Genomic DNA, 21,579 nt, shown 5'->3' with positions numbered 1-21,579 from the left:
GCTCGCAACGACACCCCTCAGCCGAGTGATTTGTTCGAAACCGGTACTTTGGCGACCGTCCACAAAGTTGTCAAAATGCCGAATCAAAGCCTGTTCGTCTTTACGGAAGGCAATGAGCGCGTGCGTCTGGCCAATTTCACACAGTTGCAGCCGTTCATGATGGCTGAGGTGGAAAGCCAGCCGGAGCCGGAGCCGGAGAAGACGTCCGAGCTCGAGGCTATGCAGCGCAATGTTGTCAGCCAGTTTCAGCAGGTAGTGCAGGCGTCCCCGACGCTTTCGGACGACTTGCAGACCATCGCGCTGAATATCGATGATTCGGGCCGTCTGGCCGACTTTGTCGGTAGCTCGCTGCCGTTCCTCACAACGCAGGATAAGCAGGAGCTGCTGGAGACCAACGATATCGCTGAGCGTCTGGAGCGTCTGAACAAGCACCTGGTGAAAGAGGCCGAGGTCCAGGCTCTGCGCAACAAGATTCAGAGCGAGGTGCAGGACTCCGTCCAGCAGAGCCAGCGCGAGTACTATCTGCGCGAGCAGATGAAGGCGATCCAGAAGGAACTGGGCGACGCCGACGACACCCAGAAGGACATCCAGGAGCTGAAAGAGAAGATTGATGCTGCTGGAATGCCGGAAGAGGTGAAGAAGGATGCTCTGAAGGAGCTTGGCCGCCTGCAGCGGATGAGCCCGATGGCCGCGGACTACTCCTTGACCCGCAACTACGTCGAGTGGCTGGCGGTGCTGCCGTGGGCCAAGACCTCCGGTGGAGAGGTGGATATCAAGAAGGCCGAGGGGATTCTGAACGAGGATCACTACGGTCTGAAGAAGGTGAAAGAGCGCATTCTCGATTACCTGGCGGTGCGCCGGTTGAAGCCCGATATGAAGGGGCCGATCCTGTGCTTCGTTGGACCTCCGGGCGTGGGTAAGACCTCGCTTGGGCGCTCGATTGCGAAGGCTCTGGGACGGAAGTTCTCCCGCATCTCGCTCGGCGGCATGCACGACGAGGCCGAGATCCGCGGACATCGCCGGACGTATATCGGTGCCCTTCCGGGACAGATCATTCAGCATTTGAAGCGGGTTGAGGTAAAGGATCCGGTCTTTATGCTCGATGAGATAGATAAGCTTGGTCGCGACTTCCGCGGCGACCCGGCGAGTGCTCTGCTCGAGACCCTTGATCCGGAACAAAACAACACGTTCCGGGATAACTATCTCGATCAGCCGTTCGACTTGAGCAAGGTCCTGTTTATCGCAACTGCCAACCAGCTCGATACGATTCCGGGGCCTTTGCTCGACCGTATGGAGATCATCGAACTCACCGGTTATACCGAGGAGGAGAAGGTCAACATTGCACAGCGCTACCTGGTCCCTCGCCAGGCGAAGGAGAACGGACTGGAGGAAGGGCAGTTAGAAATTCCTACCGAGTCCGTCGCGATTGTGGCGCGGCACTACACGCGTGAGGCGGGTGTTCGCCGCCTCGAACAGCTTGTCGGTACCATTGCCCGCAAAACAGCGCGCAAGATCGCCGAAGGCAGTGCGGAGAAGGTTGTGGTGACAACGGAGGTCGTGCAGGAGTTCCTGGGCGGCTTCAAGGTCAGGGTCGATACCGAAATCGCCGAGCGCACCAAGCGCGCCGGTGTGGCGGTAGGACTGGCCTGGACACCGGTGGGCGGTGACATACTCTTCATCGAAGCGAACAAGATGAAGGGTAAGGGGCACTTCCACATCACCGGCCAGATCGGCGACGTGATGAAGGAGAGCATGCAGGCGGCAATGACCTGGGTGCGCTCGAACGCAGTGTCGCTGGGGTTGGATGAGGATGTGCTGAAGGATATCGATGTCCATCTGCACGTGCCGGCAGGCGCCATCCCGAAGGATGGACCCTCTGCCGGTGTAACGATGGCGACGGCGATCGTGAGCCTGTTGACGGATAAACCAGTCCGTCCGCTGCTGGCGATGACCGGTGAAATTACGCTGAGCGGCAATGTGCTGCCGGTAGGTGGAATCAAGGAAAAGTTCCTCGCGGCCAAACGGGCCGGAGTGAAGGATGTGATTCTGCCGGTGGATGTGAAAACCAACGTCGACGAGGACCTGACCAAGGACCAGACCGACGGTATGACCATCCACTACGCGCGGCGCATCGAGGATGTCCTCGCGATTGCGCTTCCTTCAAACCAGAAGGAAGCCCAGATCGATGAGGCTCTGCGCGAGGCTGTTGTCTCGCAGGAGAGCGCGCTGACCGCGTAATCCCATCGCAGATTCAAAGGGCGGCTTCCCCAAAGAAGCCGCCCTTTTTGCGTTTGGGTATCATCGCTGCACGGCGATGATGCGGCATCTTCTGGTCTGCGGAGTAGTGGGCGGCGTGGCGATTGCGCTGCTGCAATGGAGCCAGTACCGGTTCCTCGTCGTGGACCATTCTGTCGAAATCTATGGCGCCCTGGTTGCGGCGATCTGCTCAGCCTTCGGCATCTGGCTTGGGCTGAAGCTGACCTCGCGGCCCCGGCAGGTGGAGGTGCGGGAGGTGCTGGTTCCCACCGATACTCCTTTCATTCGCAACGAGGAGCGAGTGGGCAGGCTTGGCATCACGCCGCGGGAGATGGAGATCCTGGAACTGGTCGCCGCAGGCCTGAGCAACCGCGAAATCGCCGAGCGCCTGTTTGTCAGCGAGAACACGGTCAAGACGCATTGCAGCCGGGTCTTCGGCAAACTGGGCGCGGAGCGCAGGACACAGGCGGTCCAGTTGGGGAAAGAGATCGGCATTTTGCCGTAGGCGCGTCACCCAAAGGTACGATTTCGCTGGAAAACCCGAAAATCATCCGAAAGAATGACGACACCGCAACGACGACAGGCGATGGTGAGGATGTGTTTTGACTCCTTGCTGAGGGAATAAGAGATGAAGAAAGTCATTCTTACATTTGGTCTGATCGCAGGCGCCATCTCGGCGTCACTCATGGTGGTCTCCATGGCTTTTGCCGATCGGATCGGGTTCGACCGTGGGTACGTGGTTGGTTATACGACCATTGTGATCTCTTCACTGGTGATCTTTTTTGGGGTGAAGTCGTACCGGGACAACGTCAGCGACGGTACGGTGACCTTTGGCCGTGCTTTCCTGGTGGGGCTGGGCATCGCGGTTATCTCCTGCCTCTGTTATGTCGCGGCGTGGGAGATTCTGTACTACAACTTCATGCCCGACTTTATGGATAAGTACGCGGCGTACCAGGTGACGAAGCTCAAGGCTTCGGGCGCGGATGCCATAACAGTCCAGAAGCAGATGGATGGCATTGCCAGGATGAAGGTGCTCTATGCCAACCCGCTCTATAACGCCGCGATGACATTTCTGGAGCCGTTCCCGGTCGCTCTGCTGGTGACCTTGGGATCGGCGGTGATTCTGCGGAGGCCGAAGCCGCGCGTTCCGCAAACTGTCTAGTTGTCAGGGAGTAAGGAAAGGACCCGCCTTCGCGTACCCTTGGGGTATGCGGGTGCGGGTCTTGTATTTTGGAGTGCTGAAGGAGTTGTTCGCCTGTCCGTCAGAGGACATAGAGGTCGAGAACGGTTGCAGTGTCGGAGAACTCCGGAAGGTCTTTCATGGACGAATGCCGGAGAGGGCATGGAAGTCGATGGCAATTGCGGTGAATCAGGAGTACGCCGGTGACGAGGTCCTGTTGCACGATGGGGATGAGATCGCTCTGCTGCCGCCGGTAAGCGGTGGAGCGCCCAGTCATGCACGTCGCGGAAGAAGATAAGCCTCCGGCCGCCATGCACCGTCTAAGATGCAGGAATCATGCAAATTGCCATTGTCCGGGAAGTGATTGACGCAGGAAGCATTACCGCCGCGCTGAAAGCCGGGGCGGATGGCGCCGTATGCGTCTTTGACGGGATTGTGCGCGACAATACACGCGGCCGCAGGACTCTGTACCTGGATTACGAAGCGTATGAGGAGATGGCGCTGAACCAGATGCGCAGCCTCGCCGAAGAGGCGGTGGCAAAGTTCGGGGTGCGCGATATCGCGGTGGTGCACCGCCTGGGACGGCTGTACGTTGGCGAGAGCAGCGTTCTGATCGTAGTAGCGAGTGCGCATCGTGGAGCAGCCTTCGATGCCTGCCGGTGGCTGATCGACACCTTGAAGAAGACCGTGCCCATCTGGAAGAAAGAGCAGTTTGAAGACGGCGCCGTATGGGCCGACGGGGAGCCTTTCCCCGAGGAGATTGTGCGCGGGTGAAAGTTGCCGCTGCCATATCGTTGGGTGCGATGCTGCTTCTCGGAGCTCAGGAGCCTGTTCAGCAGCGGACGGGAGATATTCCGGTCGTACGCGTGAACACGCGTCTGGTGAATGTTGCCGTGAACGTGACCGACGAGCACGGTGCGTTGATCGGTGGCCTGGAGGAGGATCAGTTTCGGGTGATGGAGGATGGCATGCCGCAGAAGATCGCCATCTTCGAGCGCGAGAGCGGGACTCCGCTCAGCATGGTTCTCGCGCTGGATACCAGCGAGAGCATGGTGCGCGACGACCGGCTTGCCCGGGATGCGGCGAAACAGTTTGCTCGGACGATGCTGCGCTCGCAGGATGAGCTGGCGGTGGAAGAGTTCTCCGATGCGGTGAGCGAGGTGGTGCCGTTCACCAATGACTTGAAACGGGTCGAACATGGCCTGAACCATCTCGACTACGGTCCATCCACTGCGCTGTACGACGCGGTGTATCTCTCGGCGCAACGCCTGGAAGATGCAAAACGCGACGCGACGAGAAGGCGTGTCATTGTGTTGGTGACCGATGGCGGCGATACGGTGAAGGGCGCGACCTATACGCAGGCCATGGAGCAGGTGCAGCGCGCCGGGGCGATGGTGTACTGCTTGATCATTGTGCCGATCCGTGCAGACGCCGGCCGTAACGTAGGCGGCGAGCACGCCCTGATGCAGATGTCAGAGGACTCCGGCGGGCGCTACTACTATGTCGAGGATCCGAAGGATCTGCAGAAGGCCCTGGATAAGGTCTCGGACGACCTGCGCTCGCAGTATGCCATCGGCTACTACGCGCCACCAGGAAAGCCCGGGGGCGAGAGGTTGCGGGCCATTCGCGTCGAGATGACCCAGTCGGAGCTGGCTTCGCGATACAAGCTTCGCTACCGCACCGGCTACTACCGCTGAGACAAGCCCTGCATCTGTCTGCGGACTGACAGGTAGTATGTAAGGTATGCCGTTCTCCAATGGAAAGCGTCGTCATAAGTCGCCCCCGCCGGGAGAGACCGGGCAGGAGGCGCTGTATCTGAAAAGCCTGAGCGAGCGCCAGGTGCCCGTTACGGTCAAACTGCGTGACGGGGAGCGCGTGAACGGTTGGATTGAGTACTTCGACGATACGATGATCCGCCTGACGCGCGAAGGGAAGCCCAATCTTTTCATCTACAAGCAGCAGATTCGCACCATAGCCGAAGAGCGCCGCACCAAGCCGCGCAGCGGCAACCGTGAGCGTGAGGTGGTGGAGTAATGTCTCTGGAAGTTGCGCAGAAGGCCGCTGAGATCGCCAAGGAGGCCGGGGCGCTGCTCCGGAGCTACTACGAGACTGGCGTCGCCGCGGAATACAAGGGCGATGTGGACCTGGTGACGGTTGCCGACCGCGCCAGCGAGAAGCTGATCGGCGAACGCCTCCGTCAGGTCTTCCCAGACCACGGTATCTACGGCGAAGAAGGTACGCGACAGGCTCTGGAGGCGGAGTTTCGCTGGTACGTCGACCCGCTGGACGGGACAACGAACTTTGCTCATGGATTTCCGTACTTCTGCGTCTCCATGGGGTTAGAGCGGCGCGCCCCTGGGTTGAAGCCCGAGGAAGATGGCGAACTGGTTGCAGGTGTGRTCTACGAACCGCTGCGTGATGAATGCTTTGTCACCGGTAAGGGAGAGGGTGCCTGGCTGAACGGTCGCCGCATCTCGGTCTCAAAGACGGAGCTGCTGCAGGAGAGCCTGATCGCAACCGGCTTCCCCAGCCATAAGCGCCACGAGAATCCGAATATCCACTTCTACCACCAGCTCACCTTGCGTTCGCACGGTGTGCGTCGCGCCGGAGCGGCAGCAATTGATCTGGCATATACGGCGTGCGGCCGCCTGGAGGCTTTCTGGGAGTTCAACCTGAACCCCTGGGATACGGCAGCCGGCGTGTTGATGGTGCGCGAGGCCGGCGGTACGGTAACCGGCTTTGACGGCTCAACTTTCAAACTCGACAGCCGTGAAGTGCTGGCGTCGAACGGCCGCATTTCGGCGGAGATCCAGGCGGTGTTTACGGACATGTTCGCCGGGCGCGATTTGGAGCCGATTCCGACCCCGGCAGAGTTCCGGGAGCGGCGCGAGGCGGCAAAGTAAATATCTGCGCGTTCATGGGGATGGCCGTTCTGGCTTGGAACCGCTCTCCTACTGATGGGAATTATGGGACTCTGGCGGCTGAGGGGAATACAGGTCCGAGCGTCGGACAGTTCCCTCTGGACGGTTCTTTACATAGCTATGGCCCTACGGGGCGGATGGTTAATGTACCGTGGAATTCGGATCACAGGCAACCAGAATTAGTACTTCTTTAGTCCGATATAGAAATGCATTTCGCCAGTACTGACGCGGGCGAGATGGCTGTTATGATGAACTTACGCGAGACAATCTGGAGGCATGAGTTAAGAGATGGCATACGTAATTGCAGAACCCTGCATCGGCACCAAGGACACGGCGTGTACGGACGCGTGCCCGGTGGATTGCATTCACCCGAAGAAGGATGAGGCTGGCTACGCTGAGGCTGAGCAGCTCTTCATCGATCCGGTGGAGTGCATTGATTGCGGCGCCTGCGTTCCGGTCTGCCCGGTGTCGGCAATCTATGCCGGCGACGACCTGCCCGAGAACTTCGCCATCTTTGCTGATAAGGCGAAGACGCACTTCGGCCGCTAACCGGAGCATCTGCCGCAACGGCAGATTTGCCGCATAACCCTCTCACTGCTGTTGAGGGACGGCACGGATCCAAGACAAGCGCGCAGCCTAAGGGGCTGCGCGTTTGCTTTGTGTAAGACTTTTCCTGCGTGACCACACACCAGACAGAGGCGATCGTGCTGCGGACCTGGCCCTTTGAAGAGGCCGATCTGCTGGTTAGCCTCTTCACACGCGAGCAGGGCGTGGTGAAGGGCGTGGCGCGGCATGCGATGAGATCGCGCAAACGCTTCGGCGGAGCCCTGGAGCCGATGACCCATGTGCGCGCCACCTATGCCGAAAAACCGAAGCAGGACCTGGTACGGCTGGATTCGTTCGAGATCGTCTGGTCGCCGATGAGCGAGCCGGTGGACTATGCCCGTGTGAGTGCGCTCCAGTTTCTGGCTGAGGTGCTGGGCGAGGCGCTGCCGGAGCGCGCGGTGGAGGATGATGTCTTTCGTCTGACCGTGGCGACGCTGGCCGAGGTGAAGGTTGGGCAGGTATGGATGCCGATAACCTACTTCACGCTGTGGATGACACGGCTGATGGGCTGGCTGCCGGAGCTAGGCGTGTGCATCGTGTGCGGTGAAGCACTGCGCGGACAGCCAGTCTGGTTTGCCGCCGGAGCCGACGGCGTGACCTGCGGATTGCATAAGCGTCCAGGCTCGGTCGCTCTTCCACCTGAGGCGGTAGCGCTTGCCGAGCGAATGCTGCGGCGTCCCCTGGCGGAGTTATTGAAGGAGTCGGGGGGGAAAGCGGGACCTTTGGCAATGGTGCGACGGTTTGCCGTGGAGATCCTGGAGCGGCACTTGGAACGGCAGATGAGAAGTGCGCGGGTGTTGGCGAGACTCTAGAGCAATTCTCCTAATACGGCGTTGCGTAGCAGTACTGACGCTATTGTGTCGATCGCATTTCCTTCTCCAGCCTTTGGATGATGTAAGGAGCGAGCGAAGCCTGACCCTGGTTGAGCCGAAATTGAAAGTACTGTCCGGTAGCGAACGCTCTGCATTTCATTACGCAACAGATGATCTGGCAACGTACAGCGATCTATCGCCAACTAATCTCACAGGGACCAATAGCCACCATACAAAAAAAGTCCCTGGAGTACGTCATGTCGAAGTCTGGCTGTTATGTCGCATGTGCGGCACTTTTATCCCTCGTCACGTTATTTCTTATCGCTTGCGGAGGTGGATCAAATTCCGGTTCTACTTCCGGAATGGGAATGGCTACAGTCTCCATCAGCGATCCGGCCACATGTGCAGGTCCATCCGGTCCTTTCCTGCGTGTCTACGTCACCATCGTTGATGTGCAGGTCAACACCAGCGCTACGGCTTCGGCTACCGATTCCAGCTGGCAGGATCTCACCCCCACGCTCTCCTCCTCCCCCAGACAGATCGATCTTCTCGGCCAGGCAAATAACCAGTGTTTTCTGGCGACACTGGGAGATGCAAAACAGCTACAGRCAGGTACGTATCAGCAGATTCGTGTCATTCTCGCGGACAATTCGGCGTCGRTCTCCAACAATCAGTGCAGCGCCGCCGGTACTGCGAACTGCGTAGTGCTGAGCGCAGACAGCAAGGCTTATCCGCTGCAGCTTTCGAGCGAAGCGAAGACCGGGATCAAGATTCCTTCCGGTCAGCTTGCATCGGGAGGTTTCACCATCGCTGCAGGACAGACGAAGGATCTGAACATTGATTTCGACACCTGCGCTTCGATTGTGCAAACAGGAAATGGGCAGTTCCGCTTGAAGCCGGTGCTGCATGCAGGTGAAGTGACGGCCACGGCGACCTCCATCAACGGAACGGTGATCGACAAGGTCTCCGGCAAGGTGATTCCGGGGAACGTTCTGGTTGCCCTGGAGCAGAAAGACTCGACCGGTGTCGACCGCATCGTGATGTCCACCCTGACAAATGCCGACGGCACCTTCACCTTCTGCCCGCTGCCAACCGGCATGTATGACGTTGTGGTGGTGGGCATTACATCGACCGGCACGGTCTATGCGCCTGCGATTGTGACCGGTGTTTCGAATGGCGAGAGTACCGGCATCATTGCGTTATCCGCCCCGCTGCTCGCAGGGACGAGTACTGCAACGCTCGCCGGAAAAATAACCAGCCAGAATGCAAGCAACAGTGGAACGGTAATCGATGTCTCACTGAGTGCACTGGAGACCATCTCCGCCACGACCTACACCATTCCGCTGGTCCCCAATGCGCAGCAGAACGCCGCAACGGCTACGGTGACCACGGCAGCCGGATCCAGTTGCCCGAATAACACTGACTGCGCCAGCTACTCGGTGCTGCTGCCGGCGGCGGGCGCCTACATTGGCGCCTACTCAACCTCGGCAGCGACGTTGATGCAGTCTTCTCCTTATGCCACCTATGTTGTCGATGGCATTGCGTTTGTTCCTTCCTCCGGCGGAACGCTGAACTGTACTCCGTCTGAGATGAAGAGCCAGGCGTATGCCCTGACAGCCGGAGGGGCAACCATCTCCGTGACTTCGGCGCTGGCATTTGCTCAGTGTCAGTAGAGTAATCGCGGTAGACCCCGGGCCCGATCTCTTGGGGAGTCGGGCCCGTTTTTTTTTGAATTGTTGTTTGATCCACAGGACCGCGGGGCAACCCTGAAATGGGCCTCGATCTCTCATCCTGCACGCTGACGGGACAGTACCAGCCTGGCCGGCGACGGATCTCAAGGAGAAATGCGATGAGCTTGAAAGAAGTTCTGGTGGAAGAGTTGAAGGATCTCTATAGCGCTGAAAGTCAGCTCGTGAAGGCGCTGCCGAAGATCGTCAAGGCGTGTGAGGACGAAGAATTGGGTGAGTCGATTAACCAGCATCTGGAAGAGACCAAGGGCCATGTGGAGCGCCTGCAGCGTATCTTCGAACAGCTCGGTGAGAAGCCGACCGGCAAGCACTGCAAGGGCATGGAAGGTCTTCTGGCAGAGGGTAAAGAGGTCATCGAAGAGGGCGAGGAAGCTCCATTTGGCGACCTGATGATTACGGGTGCTGCTTCACGCGTGGAGCACTACGAGATTGCCGGGTATACCTCTGTGATCGAAATGGCTCGCGGCCTCGGCGAGGACGAGATCGTCGATCTGTTGACTGAGACCCTGGAAGAAGAACAGGCTGCGAACGAGAAGCTGGCCGAGAAGGCGAAGGAACTGATCGCCGAAGCCGCAGGCCAATCGGAAGACGAGGCCGAGCTGGAAGACGAAGATGTCGAGGCGGTCTCCGAAGAGGGTGAAGCGGGTGAGGCGTCCATGACCCGCAAGCAGACGCAGCATACATCGAAGACGGCGCCGAAGAAGCCTTCGCGAGGGAAGTCCAGGGCCGCGTAATCTCCGAAAGAGAACCGGAGAGAGGCGCTGACGGCATGAGTTGGATGACATGCCCTCATCCCTCTCCGGTTTCCTATTTCGCCTCGGGTAGACTTGAGGCATGCCGTTTGTTGCGAATGGGAAAGAGGCGCTCACCTTTCAAGAGCTCCTGTTCCGGCTTCAGAGTTTCTGGGCGGAGCGTGGGTGTGTGCTGCAGCAGCCATATGACGTGGAAGTCGGTGCGGGGACAATGTCGCCGGATACGTTTCTGCGTGTTCTGGGGCCAAAGCCTGTGCGCATTGCCTATGCGCAGCCGTCGCGCCGTCCGGCCGACGGACGCTATGGAGAAAATCCGAACCGCCTGTACAAGCACACGCAGTTTCAGGTGATCCTGAAGCCGCCGCCGGCCGATGTGCAGGAGGTCTACCTGGACAGTCTGCGCGCTATCGGAATCGACCTGAAAAAGCATGATCTGAAGTTCGAAGAGGACAACTGGGAGTGGCCTGTGGGCGGCGCCTGGGGCGTGGGCTGGCAGATGATGCTCGATGGCCAGGAGATCACGCAGTTCACTTACTTCCAGCAGTGCGGCGGTCTTGATCTGGAGCCGATGTGCGGCGAGATTACATACGGTCTGGAGCGCATCGCGCAGTTCCTGCAGGGCGTGGACTCGATCTATGACATCGTCTGGGCGATTGAGCCCGACACAGGCAAGCAGACCACCTACGGCGAGATCCGGCTGTACGAGGAAGAGCAGTACTCGACCTACAGCTTCGACTACGCCGATGTGAACAAGCTGTGGGAGCACCTGAATGCGTATGAGGCCGAGTGCCTGGCATTGCTGGACGCCGCTAAGGGCATGCCCGAGCTGGAAAGTCTGAAGGCGCAGCGCCGTTTCCCCGTATTGGGAGCCTATGAGCTGGCGCTGAAGTGCTCGCATGTCTTCAATCTGCTGGATGCGCGCGGCGCGATCAGTGTGACCGAGCGCGTCGGTGTCATGGCTCGCATTCGTACCCTGGTCGTAGGTGTGGCAAAGGCGTATGCCCAACAGCAGGAACTCACCGTGCCGGCAGAGGCGCTTCCCGCTTAACGCGGCGAGAGAGAACGATGGCTGATTTTCTATTTGAGATTGGATTGGAAGAGGTTCCGGCGCGGATGATCGCGTCCGCGCAGGCGGAGTTGGCAACGCGTGTGGAAACTCTACTGGGCCGTGAACGGCTGCTGGAGGAGGGCTCGTTCGTAACGAGCTACTCGACGCCGCGCCGTCTGGCCGTGTTGGTAACCGGTGTGCGTACACAGCAGCCGGACGCTGTGGAGGAGATGCTTGGTCCCTCGCTGAAGGTGGCATACAAGGACGGAGAGCCGACTCCGGCGGCTGCGGCCTTTGYAAAGAAAGCAGGCGTCAGTCTCAGCGATCTGAAGACGGTGACCAATGCCAAAGGCGAATATCTCGGCGCGACTGTGACACGTCCGGGCAAAGCCGCGGCTGAGGTCATCGCCGCCGAGCTGCCGAAGGAGATCGCCGGCATCTACTGGGCGAAGAACATGTACTGGCGCGCCGGGAAGCCCGAGCGTTTTGTCCGTCCGGTGAAGTGGATGATCGCGCTGCTGGGCGCTGTCGTCGTACCAGTCGAGTTCGCCGGTGTCTCTGCCGGTAATACGACCCGTGGTCATCGCATTCTGTTCGGAGCTGATGCCATCACGATTGCCCGGCCCTCGGAATATCTCGCAGCCTTGGAGAAGGCGTTTGTGCTTGCTGATGTCGCTGTGCGTCGGCAGAAGATTCGCAAGGCTCTGGATGCGGTAACGCGTACGGTTTCCGGCGCCCGCTGGCGCGAGGATCTTGAACTGGTTGAGACCGTCACACACCTGACCGAATGGCCGTATGTGGTGCTGGGTAGTTTTGAGACCGGGTACCTGGAGCTTCCGGAAGAAGTGCTGGTGACCGTGATGCGCGACCACCAGAAGTACTTCGCCGTCGAGGATGCAGGCGGCAAGCTGGCGGCGCACTTCCTGACGGTGCTGAACATTGAACCCGATGCCGAAGGTCTGGAGATCATTCGCACTGGCAATGAGCGCGTGCTGTCCGCACGGTTCAACGATGCGCGATTCTTCTGGGAGTTCGACCAGAAGACGACGCTGGCCAACCGCATGGAGAATCTGAAGCACGTCACCTTCCAGAAGGACCTCGGCAGCTACTTCGCCAAGGCGGAACGGGTGCGTAAGGTTGCCGCGGAGCTGGCGCGTCTGTGCGGGGAACGGAAGACCGATGCCGATGCTGCGGCTCTGGATCAGGCGGCAACCATCGCCAAGACCGACCTGACCTGCGAGCTGGTGAAGGAGTTTACGGAACTGCAGGGCGTCGTCGGCGGCCTGTATGCCCGCGCTCAGGGGCTGAGCGAGACCGTCGCGCTGGCGGTCTATGACCAGTATCTGCCTGCATCGATGGAAGATGCCGTGCCGCGCACGGTAGAAGGTCTGCTGCTCTCCATCTCCGATAAGGCCGACACCATCGGCGGCATGTTCGGTCTTGGGCTGGAGCCCACCGGATCGAAAGATCCCTTCGGTCTGCGCCGCGCCGCCAATGGCATTGTGAAGATGCTGGCTGAGGCGAAGCTTCCGCTGCTGTTGAGCGAGATCGCCGGACTGGGATCGGAGCATTCGGCAACGGCGACCAAGGTGGAACAGTTTTTTACGGAGCGCGTCGAGTTCTACCTGAAGGACGTGAAGGGCTATGCCTACGACGTCGTGAAGGCGGTTCAGGCTGCAGGCGCCGACGATGTGCCTGATGCTGTGGCGCGTGCGCAAGCGGTGACGGAGGTTCGTGGCTCGGATGACTTCGCGGCAATCTCAGCGGCCTTCAAGCGCATGAAGAACATCCTGACGCAGGCTCGCGAGAAGGGCGAGAACGCCGCCTGGACTCCGGACTTCCTGGTCGAACCGGCCGAGCGTACGCTGGCTGAGCAGAGCGGTCGTCTGGCTGCCTGGGTGGAAGGCCAGCGCCGCGAAAAGCAGTACGTCGAGGCGTTACAGACCATCGCGACACTGCGTCCGCACGTGGACGCTTTCTTCGACAAGGTGATGGTGATGGCTCCGGAAGAACGTCTGCGTGCTGCCCGCCTGGGGCTGCTGAACCGCGTCCTGCAAGACTTCTCACGTATCGCTGACTTCTCGGAGATCGTAACGGCGGGATAAATAAAATGGCCAGGAAAAGGGAAGCGACCAACCCGCAGGAGGCGAAGCCAAAGGCGATCAAGCCTCCCATGCTGCTGGAGAAGACGCAGGTGATTCTCAAGCAGTTGGAGGTAGCGCTCGACCAGCCGGTCATCACCTACTGGAACTCCAATAAGGGGTCGATCTGCCACAACGACGTCTCCGGCCTGTATGGTCTGTTGCAGAGCGTCGGCAAGGTGGACCGGCTCTGTTTGTTTATCAAGAGCGATGGCGGCAACGGTCAGGCCTCGTTGCGGATGGTGAATCTGCTCCGGCAGTACGTCAAGAAACTAACCGTATTAGCTCCTTTTGAATGCCAAAGCGCCGCCACCATGCTGGCACTGGGCGCGGACAACATCCTGATGGGTCCATTGGCCCATCTCTCCGCCGTGGATACTTCGCTGACGCATGACCTGTCTCCGATCGACCGCGATAACGACCGCGTCAGCGTGAGCCAGGACGAACTTCAGCGGGTGATCAACCTGTGGCGGCGGCAGGCGAGGGGCGAAAAGAGCAATCCATACGGAGCCCTGTTTCAGTACGTTCATCCGTTGGTGATTGGCGCCGTGGACCGGTCGAGTGCTCTTTCGACGAAGCTCTGCCTGGAGATTCTGTCGTACCACCTGAAGGACGCACAGAAGGCAAAGAAGATCAGCAATGTGCTGAACTCCGGCTATCCCTCGCACAGCTATCCCATTACGCTGCGGGAGGCCCAGCGCATCGGCCTGCACGCGGAGTCGATGGAAGACAGCGTGAACCATCTGCTCTTCGAACTGAATGCGGTGTATGCGGAGATGGGGCAGAACGCCTATGTTGACTACGACGCCCGCAATGCCCATGACAACTCCATCTCGAACATCATGGAAGCCAACGGGCTGCAGATCTTCTTCCAGCTCGAAAAGGACTGGCACTACCGGGCGGAGGAGCGCCGCTGGGTGGCACTGAACGATAAAAGCGGCTGGAAAAAGGCCCAGATCGCCGCCGGGAAGATCTCGGTGACGACCTTCCATATCAGATAAATCCGGATGCCAGGCCCAAATATTTGAGTTTTAGGGGTGGGGGGCGTACCATAATCGATAGCGACGCGTTGATCTCGCGCGGGACCGTGAATATGGCCGGCCGTTGGCGAGAGAGATGAGTGGGCGATGAGCCCACTTTTTATTTGCTCTGAAAACCGCCCTCCCACGGTGCAAAGAGGTTTGGCAATGGCATTACAGATGGACCAGATTCGGGCTACGGCGGAAAAGGTGGCGGCATCGCATCATCTGGAGGTGGTGGATATCACCTTCCAGGGAGCGGGCAAGCACCGGGCGCTCGCCGTGTATCTGGAAAGGGACGGCGAGGGGCGGGCAAAGCTGGTGGCTGCGGCCAAAGCAGGAGAACTGGAAGACCTGCCCAGCGGTGTACCCGTGGAAGCTCTCTCGGGCATCACACATGAGGATTGCGAAGTCTTTGCAAGGGACTTTGGAACGCTTCTGGATGTGGAAGATTTGATTCCCGGTGCGGAGTACACGATGGAGGTGTCATCGCCGGGCCTGGAGCGTAAGCTGCGGGGTGCAGCGGATTATGAACGGTTTGCCGGCGGCCTGGTGAAGGTGCAGACCTTCGAGCCGGTCAATAACAACCGGCATTGGACCGGACGGATGAGTTTCGCGGATGGTGTCGTGAAGCTTGACCTGTCGGCCGTGAAGCAGAAGGGGAAGGCGAAGAAAGCCTCCGCCGGGTTGGACATAGTGGAGATAGCGCTCTCGAACGTAGAAAAGGCGCAACTGGTGGCAGAGATTTAGCTTGTCTGAGGAAAGTAGTGTCTGGGGCAAGCAGTGTCTGGCGCAAGCAGTGAATGAGATTGAGGAAGTTGAGGTAAGCAGAGATGGCAAGTGCACTGTACGAGTCGATTCAGATTCTGAGCCGCGAAAAAGGTATCGATGCGGAGATTGTGGTGGCCGCCGTGGAAGACGCAATTGCGTTGGCGACACGCAAGTACTACCGCACGCAGGAGAATATGCGCTCCGAGTTGGATCGGGAGACGGGCGAGATTCGGGCCTATGTGTACAAGACTGTGGTGGAAGGCCCTGATCAGCTTGAGGATGAGCTGAACCAGCTCACGCTGGAGCAGGCCCGTGAGCTTGCGCCTGAGGTCGAAGCCGGCGGTGAACTGCGTTTCTACAAGGACACCAGCCCGCTGGGCCGCATTGCCGCGCAGATGGCCAAACAGGTCATCTTTCAGAAGGTACGCGAGGCAGAGCGCGATACGGTTTTCAATGAGTACAACCATCGCATCGGCGAGATCATCACGGCGATGGTAAAGCGCCTGGAGCCGATGGATGTGATCTTCGATATCGGCAAGGCCGAAGCCCGCATGCCGAAGCGTGAGCAGAGCCGGCTGGAGCAGTTTGCTGTGGGTGAGCGCGTGCGCGTGGTTCTGCTGCGTGTGGACCGCGCCGCCAAGGGGCCGCAGGTAATCGTCAGCCGTGCCGCTCCGGCGCTGGTGCAGAGCCTGTTCCAGGCTGAGGTTCCGGAGATCTACGACAACACGGTGATGATCAAGGCCATTGCCCGTGAGGCYGGCGAACGTACGAAGATCGCCGTGCAGTCACGTGATAAGGATGTGGATCCGGTCGGCGCCTGCGTCGGTATGAAGGGTATGCGCGTACAGTCGATCATCCGCGAGCTGCGGGGCGAGAAGATCGACATCATCGAGTTCTCCGATGAGATCACGACCTTTGCGGAGAAAGCATTGCAACCCGCCAAGGTCTCTCGTGTCTCCATTACGGACCTGACCGAGAAGCAGCTCGAAGTGATCGTTGACGACACGCAGTTGTCGCTGGCCATCGGCAAGAAGGGCCAGAATGTCCGTCTGGCGGCGAAGCTGCTGGGCTGGAAGATCGATATCAAGAGCGAGGAAGAGAAGCGCCAGGAGGTCGAGCAGGCCATGCAGGCGCTCTCCGGCGGACCGTCGACCCCGATCGAACAGGTCACCGAGCTGGGCGAGACGATCCTGGAGAAGTTGATTGCTGCCGGAATTACGACGGTGGAATCGCTGGCCGACATGACTCCGGAGCAGTTGGAAGAGGTTCCGGGTATCGGCGAGAAGACCGTGGAGAAGATCTCGGTCGCTGTTCGCCATTATTTCGGTCAGTATGCCGAAGGTGAGGAGCGTCCTGTCCTGGTGCAGGCAGCATCTGAAGTCCCCCAGGAGGAATCTTCAGTGACCAGGACACCGGAAGAGATTTTAGCGGCAGAGAACGAAGGAAAAGGGCTGATGGCGGAAGAGGCCGACGAGTCRACCGAGGAGCTTCAGGATGCCGAAGAGGCAGGCTCGGGAACGGACGCCTACTCGGATGCAGATGCCCGGGAAGAACAGATTGAGCTCGACAACGACAGCGTGGATTCGCTGGTTGCGGAGTCGGAGGATATCGCGAACGAGACGATTGACAACGAGCGCGACGAAGATGGCCGCGACCGTGGTTAGGCTGTGGACGCCGTTCGGCATGCGCCGAACGGCGGTAAGATTAAGTGTTGACGGTTTTAAACATCCCGAAGGGTTGAGGCTGCGTATGAACGGCTGAGTCTGCAAGGGGTAGTGAATAGGGGACGGATGAGTAAAGTTCGAATCAATGATTTGGCGCGCGAACTGGAGGTCAAGAGCAAGTCGATTCTCGACGCTTTGACCGCAGTGGGTGTGACCGAGAAGAAGACGCATTCAAGCTCGCTGGAAGAAGATGAAGCGGCTCGTGTGCGCACATACCTCCGCGGCGGTGCGCCGTCGAGTGGGGCGCGCTCTGCGGCCGCCAGTGAACCCAAAATCGATCTTTCGAGGATCTCGAAGCCTGGCGATGCGCTGAAGGCGATTCTGGAGCGCAAACAGGCTGAGCAGCAGGCGCATTCGCGCCCGCCTGCGGCCCCGCCGCCGCCGCAACGCCCGGCCGTCGCTGCGCCGCCACAGCGTCCGGCTGTTGCTACGCCGCCGCGCCCCGGCGTAGTGGTAACCCGTCCGTCAGTCGCTCCTCCGGTGGCAACGCCCCCGGCTGTAGCACCGGCGGCGTCTACCCCGGCCGCTCCTGCAGCTCCGGCTGCCCCTACTGCCCCGAGAGCACCGGCTGCAACATCTTTTTCACAACAACCAGCGGCTCCTAGGCGTATCATGCCGCAGATGGAGCGCCGCGGCCCCCAGATCATCGCTCCTAAGGCGACGCCCCCTGCTCCTGCCATCGCCGGCCGTCCTCCGGCTGGTCCGGTAGTCGCGGCTCCGCGTCCCCCCATCGCCGGAGTGCCTCCGGCGGGCGGTGGTGTGGCGGCCAGGCCTGCTGCAACTCCGGCGGGTCCCGCGGCTGCTGCTCCTGCAGTCACGGCCGCTCATGCGGCACCGGCAGAGCCGATGGCAGCTGCTCCGGTGGCGCCAGAGACTCCGGCTTCCACTCCTGCTCCGGCTGCGGCAGCGCCCGCGGCTCCAGCAGCACCGGCGCGCCGCGTGATTATGCCGCAGACTGGACCTCGACCGACGTATACCGCTCCTGTCGGAGCGGCGAATCTCGGCATACAGCGTGGCCGGCCCATCTTTGAGCGCCCGCGTCCTTCGGGACCAGGTGGCGGCGGTCCGAGCGGTCCGGGTGGTCCGGGCGGCGGCGGTGGCCGTCCTCCAATGCGTCCCGGCGAACGCCGTCCCATGCATCCGACGCGCACGCATCCGACCGGTGGACCGGGCGGTGGCCGTCCTGGCTTTGGCCAGCGTCCTGGCTTCGGTGGCGGACAACGTCCTGGTGGTGCACCGGGTATGCTGCCGCCTCCGGGTGACGTAGCAGCGCCTAGCAACCGTCCTGGCGGCCAGCGCCCCGGTGGAAACCGCCGCGGTCAGCAGTACGAGAAGAGCAAAGAAGGCCCGATGAAGGGCTTCAACGCTCCACGCTTCGGCGGTATGCCGGTTGCGCGCGAGCCGGTGCCGATCACGAAGAACCTCACCGTGACCGAGGGCATCAGCGTTAAGGACCTGGCCGAGAAGCTGGAAGTTCGCGGTAAGGACCTGATCGCCTCTCTGTTGATGAAGGGCGTTTTTGTCACCGTAAACCAGTCGCTCGACAACGATCTGGTGAAGGACGTGTCGCGTCAGTTCGGCGCGGACGTCAGCATCATCTCGGTGGAAGAACAGCTGGAGAACGAGGCCATTGAGGGTCTGCTGGAAGATACCTCCGGCATGGTGGAGATCGTTCGTCCGCCGGTGGTCACCGTCATGGGTCACGTCGACCACGGCAAGACCAGCCTTCTCGATGCGCTGCGTGAGACTGACGTCGCCAGCGGCGAAGCCGGTGGCATTACCCAGCACATCGGTGCTTACAAGGTCCATGTCACCAAGGAAGGCTCGCCCGCCTTTGGGCGCGAGATCGTCTTCCTGGATACACCGGGTCACGAGGCCTTTACCCGCATGCGTGCCCGCGGCGCCAAGGTGACGGATATCGTTGTCGTCGTCGTCGCGGCTGACGATGGAGTGATGCCGCAGACGCTGGAAGCCATCGATCACGCACGTGCGGCGAAGGTGCCGATTATCGTGGCGGTGAACAAGATCGATAAGCCCGAAGCGAACCCGGATCGCGTGATGCAGCAGCTTGCTGACCGCGGCCTGCAGCCGGATAGCTGGGGCGGCGATACGCCGTTCGTTCAGGTATCGGCGAAGAAGCGCATCAACCTCGACGGCCTGGAAGAGATGATCTGCCTGGTCGCCGACACGAACGAGCAGAAGGCGACTCCGGAGCGTCCGGCGGTCGGTACCGTTATCGAAGCCAAGCTCGACCGCGGCCGTGGCGCCGTGGCCTCGATCCTGGTGCAGAACGGAACGCTGCGCGTCAACGACAGCTACATCGTCGGCAACACCTTCGGTAAGGTGCGCGCCATGTTCGACGATCGCGGTCGCTCGATCACCGAGGCTGGACCATCGACACCCGTGGAGATCCTGGGTCTGGAAGGTATTCCGGATGCAGGCGATACCTTCCTGGTGATGGCGGATCGCGACAAGGCCAAGGGCATTGCGCAGTACCGCAAGATGAAGGAGCGCGAGGCACAGCTTGCCAAGTCGAGCCGCGTGTCTCTGGAAGGCCTGGCGGAGCAGATCAAGCAGGCTGGCGTGAAGGACCTGAACATCATCCTCAAGGGCGACGTGCAGGGTTCGGTCGAGGTTCTGGCCGACTCGCTGCAGCGCATGTCCACCGAGAAGGTGCGCGTGAAGGTGCTGCACTCGGGCGTGGGTTCCATCACCGAGAGCGACGTTCTGCTGGCGACCGCGTCCAACGCGATCATCATCGGCTTCAACGTTCGTCCGGAGCGCAAGGCCGCGGAACTGGCCGAGCAGGAAAACGTCCAGATTCGTATGCACTCCATCATCTACGAGCTGCAGGACGAGATCACCAAGGCGATGTACGGTCTGCTGGAACCGGTCTACCGGGAGCAGTACGAGGGCCGCGCCGAAGTGCTCAGTGTCTTCAAGATCTCGAAGGTGGGTCAGATTGCCGGTTGCACGGTGCGCGACGGCGTCATCCACCGCAACTCGCAGGTTCGCGTCAAGCGCGACGGCGAGGAGGTGTGGAAGGGTAAGCTCACCAACCTCAAGCGCTTCAAGGACGATGTCAGCGATGTTCGCGAAGGCTACGAGTGCGGTATCGATGTCAACTTCAAGGACATCAAGGCCGGCGACATGATCGAGGCTTACACCACCGAGAAGATCGCCGCCGAACTCGGAGCCAATACCGCCGAACTGCGGGAAGCCGCAGCCAAGGCAGCAGCAACGCACGCGTAGAACCCAAGCTGCATAGAAACACAGAAAGGCAGGCCTTCGGGCCTGCCTTTTGTTTCGTCCGATGCCCTTCCTTCGAGGTGGGAGAATGAGACAGGAGCCGATCCATGACTCCTGGATGGAGGAACTCCGCGTGGCCACTGTAAAGATATGGACAGATGAAGAGATCAACAAGGTGCCGGAACTGAAAGCCGTCTTTGACGACATTCGCGCTGTTCGCAAGACGGACTTCGTGAACAATTTCTGGCGTGCTCTCGCGAATCAGCCCGCACTGCTGCAGCGGACCTGGGCGAGCGTCAAGGAGGTGATGATCGAGCCTGGAACTCTCGATCCGCTTACGAAGGAACTGATCTATATTGCTGTCTCGACGGGGAACAGTTGCACGTACTGTATCCACTCACATACCGCGGCCGCACGTACAAAGGGGCTTTCCGATGAGCAGTACGCCGAGTTTCTAGCGGTCGTCGGTATGGCAGCCGAGACGAACAATCTGGCGAATGCGATGCAGATACCAGTGGATAAGGAATTTCTTGTTGGCTAGGGATCAAAGCGCTGAAGGCGCGTTCTATACCAGCCTGGGGCAACGCCCCAGGTTTCCGTCCCCACAATCTGGGGAAGGGCTGAAGGCCCGCTCTATAGTTCGGCAGTGAAACAGACTATTTCGATCTACGCTAGAGCATTTCTCCTGTAGGTGTAGTGCGGGGCTGATGCATCTATGGGCGTTTTCCTCAATGAAAACACCGCTGCACGTTCCTCGCGGCATACCCAGCAACAGGAGAAATGCTCTAGTCATAAGAGCTGTTGCCATCCGAAGCGTTGAAAAGCAGGTCCTTCACTAATCACCCCAGCGAACAAGTTCGCCGGGGACCCCGAACGTTCAGCGATGACAACTTCAAAGAAGCGGCTCTTGGGCAGAAAGCTGAACGGTCAATAGGAGCCCGATCACTATACTTCTCTAGTGAACTCCCTTCGGATTGTGCCTCTGTACGACCCTTCTCATCGCCCATCAAGCTGGAATGAGCGCATGGCCGAAGGCGAGTTCGCTGTGTTGTTCACCGGCGACCGACCGGAGGCAATCGAGGGAGAGCCGGTGCCGGATGCGCCCTTCTGTGTTGTCGCTGCTGGTATGGCCGGCGCGGAGCGTTTTGCACGCGAGGCGGTGGTGCAGTATCCCACGATGATTGCGCGCGTGTATGACCGCCGCGGTATGGTAGGTGCTCCACTCTTTGAGGCAGCTGGAGCCAGGGCTAATCGCAGTGAGATTTCGGCACGGTTCCGGCGATGGGCCGGCGGCGGTCTGTTTGGCGTGGGTGCTGCACTTGGACTGGCGGAGATCATCTCAGGCTTCACCA

The 21,579-nt window shown here is 60.0% G+C and carries 20 protein-coding genes; all 20 read left to right on the top strand.

Annotated elements, in window-relative coordinates:
* Positions 1–2,238, top strand: a 2,238-nt coding sequence (gene lon, locus AB4043_RS00205; RefSeq protein WP_442306291.1) for an endopeptidase La, incomplete at its 5' end; no start/stop codon positions are given.
* Positions 2,239–2,314: 76 nt separating this feature from the next.
* Entirely contained in the window at positions 2,315–2,761 is a 447-nt protein-coding gene (locus AB4043_RS00200; RefSeq protein ID WP_442300178.1) for a response regulator transcription factor, read from the top strand.
* 123 nt (positions 2,762–2,884) lie between these two features.
* The gene (locus AB4043_RS00195) at positions 2,885–3,418 is read left to right on the top strand and encodes a DUF4199 domain-containing protein (protein WP_442300177.1); all 534 of its coding nucleotides are present in this window, start codon (positions 2,885–2,887) and stop codon (positions 3,416–3,418) included.
* Positions 3,419–3,470: 52 nt separating this feature from the next.
* The gene (locus AB4043_RS00190; RefSeq protein WP_442306290.1) at positions 3,471–3,734 is read left to right on the top strand and encodes a MoaD/ThiS family protein; all 264 of its coding nucleotides are present in this window, start codon (positions 3,471–3,473) and stop codon (positions 3,732–3,734) included.
* A gap of 38 nt (positions 3,735–3,772) precedes the next feature.
* Complete coding sequence (locus AB4043_RS00185) at positions 3,773–4,210, top strand: molybdenum cofactor biosynthesis protein MoaE (protein WP_442300175.1); 438 nt, start codon at positions 3,773–3,775, stop codon at positions 4,208–4,210.
* Positions 4,207–5,133: a VWA domain-containing protein gene (locus AB4043_RS00180; protein ID WP_442300174.1), complete on the top strand. Its 927-nt coding sequence runs from the start codon at positions 4,207–4,209 to the stop codon at positions 5,131–5,133. Before AB4043_RS00185 ends, AB4043_RS00180 begins: the two co-directional genes overlap by 4 nt.
* Before the next feature lie 46 nt (positions 5,134–5,179).
* Positions 5,180–5,470: an RNA chaperone Hfq gene (locus AB4043_RS00175; protein WP_442300173.1), complete on the top strand. Its 291-nt coding sequence runs from the start codon at positions 5,180–5,182 to the stop codon at positions 5,468–5,470.
* A complete protein-coding gene (locus AB4043_RS00170) occupies positions 5,470–6,339 on the top strand; it encodes an inositol monophosphatase family protein (protein ID WP_442306289.1) in 870 nt (289 codons plus the stop codon). The genes AB4043_RS00175 and AB4043_RS00170 overlap by 1 nt, the downstream gene beginning before the upstream one ends.
* A 306-nt stretch (positions 6,340–6,645) precedes the next feature.
* A complete protein-coding gene (locus tag AB4043_RS00165; protein WP_442300171.1) occupies positions 6,646–6,906 on the top strand; it encodes a 4Fe-4S dicluster domain-containing protein in 261 nt (86 codons plus the stop codon).
* Between the two features lie 128 nt (positions 6,907–7,034).
* Positions 7,035–7,775: a DNA repair protein RecO gene (recO, locus tag AB4043_RS00160; RefSeq protein ID WP_442300170.1), complete on the top strand. Its 741-nt coding sequence runs from the start codon at positions 7,035–7,037 to the stop codon at positions 7,773–7,775.
* Positions 7,776–8,143: 368 nt separating this feature from the next.
* The gene (locus AB4043_RS00155; protein ID WP_442306288.1) at positions 8,144–9,448 is read left to right on the top strand and encodes a DUF4382 domain-containing protein; all 1,305 of its coding nucleotides are present in this window, start codon (positions 8,144–8,146) and stop codon (positions 9,446–9,448) included.
* A 176-nt stretch (positions 9,449–9,624) separates the two neighbouring features.
* Entirely contained in the window at positions 9,625–10,257 is a 633-nt protein-coding gene (locus AB4043_RS00150) for a ferritin-like domain-containing protein (protein ID WP_442300168.1), read from the top strand.
* A gap of 100 nt (positions 10,258–10,357) precedes the next feature.
* Complete coding sequence (locus tag AB4043_RS00145) at positions 10,358–11,323, top strand: glycine--tRNA ligase subunit alpha (protein ID WP_442300167.1); 966 nt, start codon at positions 10,358–10,360, stop codon at positions 11,321–11,323.
* Positions 11,324–11,340: 17 nt separating this feature from the next.
* Entirely contained in the window at positions 11,341–13,428 is a 2,088-nt protein-coding gene (glyS, locus tag AB4043_RS00140) for a glycine--tRNA ligase subunit beta (protein WP_442306287.1), read from the top strand.
* A 5-nt stretch (positions 13,429–13,433) separates the two neighbouring features.
* Positions 13,434–14,465, top strand: a complete 1,032-nt coding sequence (locus AB4043_RS00135; RefSeq protein WP_442300165.1) for a hypothetical protein — start codon at positions 13,434–13,436, stop codon at positions 14,463–14,465.
* A gap of 186 nt (positions 14,466–14,651) precedes the next feature.
* A complete protein-coding gene (rimP, locus tag AB4043_RS00130; RefSeq protein WP_442300164.1) occupies positions 14,652–15,233 on the top strand; it encodes a ribosome maturation factor RimP in 582 nt (193 codons plus the stop codon).
* 83 nt (positions 15,234–15,316) lie between these two features.
* The gene (nusA, locus tag AB4043_RS00125) at positions 15,317–16,918 is read left to right on the top strand and encodes a transcription termination factor NusA (protein WP_442300163.1); all 1,602 of its coding nucleotides are present in this window, start codon (positions 15,317–15,319) and stop codon (positions 16,916–16,918) included.
* Between the two features lie 126 nt (positions 16,919–17,044).
* Positions 17,045–20,230 (top strand): translation initiation factor IF-2, encoded by a 3,186-nt coding sequence (gene infB, locus AB4043_RS00120; protein ID WP_442300162.1) that lies wholly within the window; start codon positions 17,045–17,047, stop codon positions 20,228–20,230.
* A gap of 85 nt (positions 20,231–20,315) precedes the next feature.
* Positions 20,316–20,768, top strand: a complete 453-nt coding sequence (locus tag AB4043_RS00115) for a carboxymuconolactone decarboxylase family protein (RefSeq protein ID WP_442300161.1) — start codon at positions 20,316–20,318, stop codon at positions 20,766–20,768.
* A gap of 483 nt (positions 20,769–21,251) precedes the next feature.
* Positions 21,252–21,579, top strand: a 328-nt coding sequence (locus AB4043_RS00110) for a hypothetical protein (protein WP_442306286.1), incomplete at its 3' end; no start/stop codon positions are given.

Origin of the sequence: Terriglobus sp. YAF25, assembly GCF_052113305.1 — a bacterium.
Taxonomy (GTDB): Bacteria; Acidobacteriota; Terriglobia; order Terriglobales; family Acidobacteriaceae; genus Terriglobus.
The sequence above is the reverse complement of the archived record's forward strand: the minus strand, read 5'-3'. Positions and strand labels throughout refer to the sequence as shown.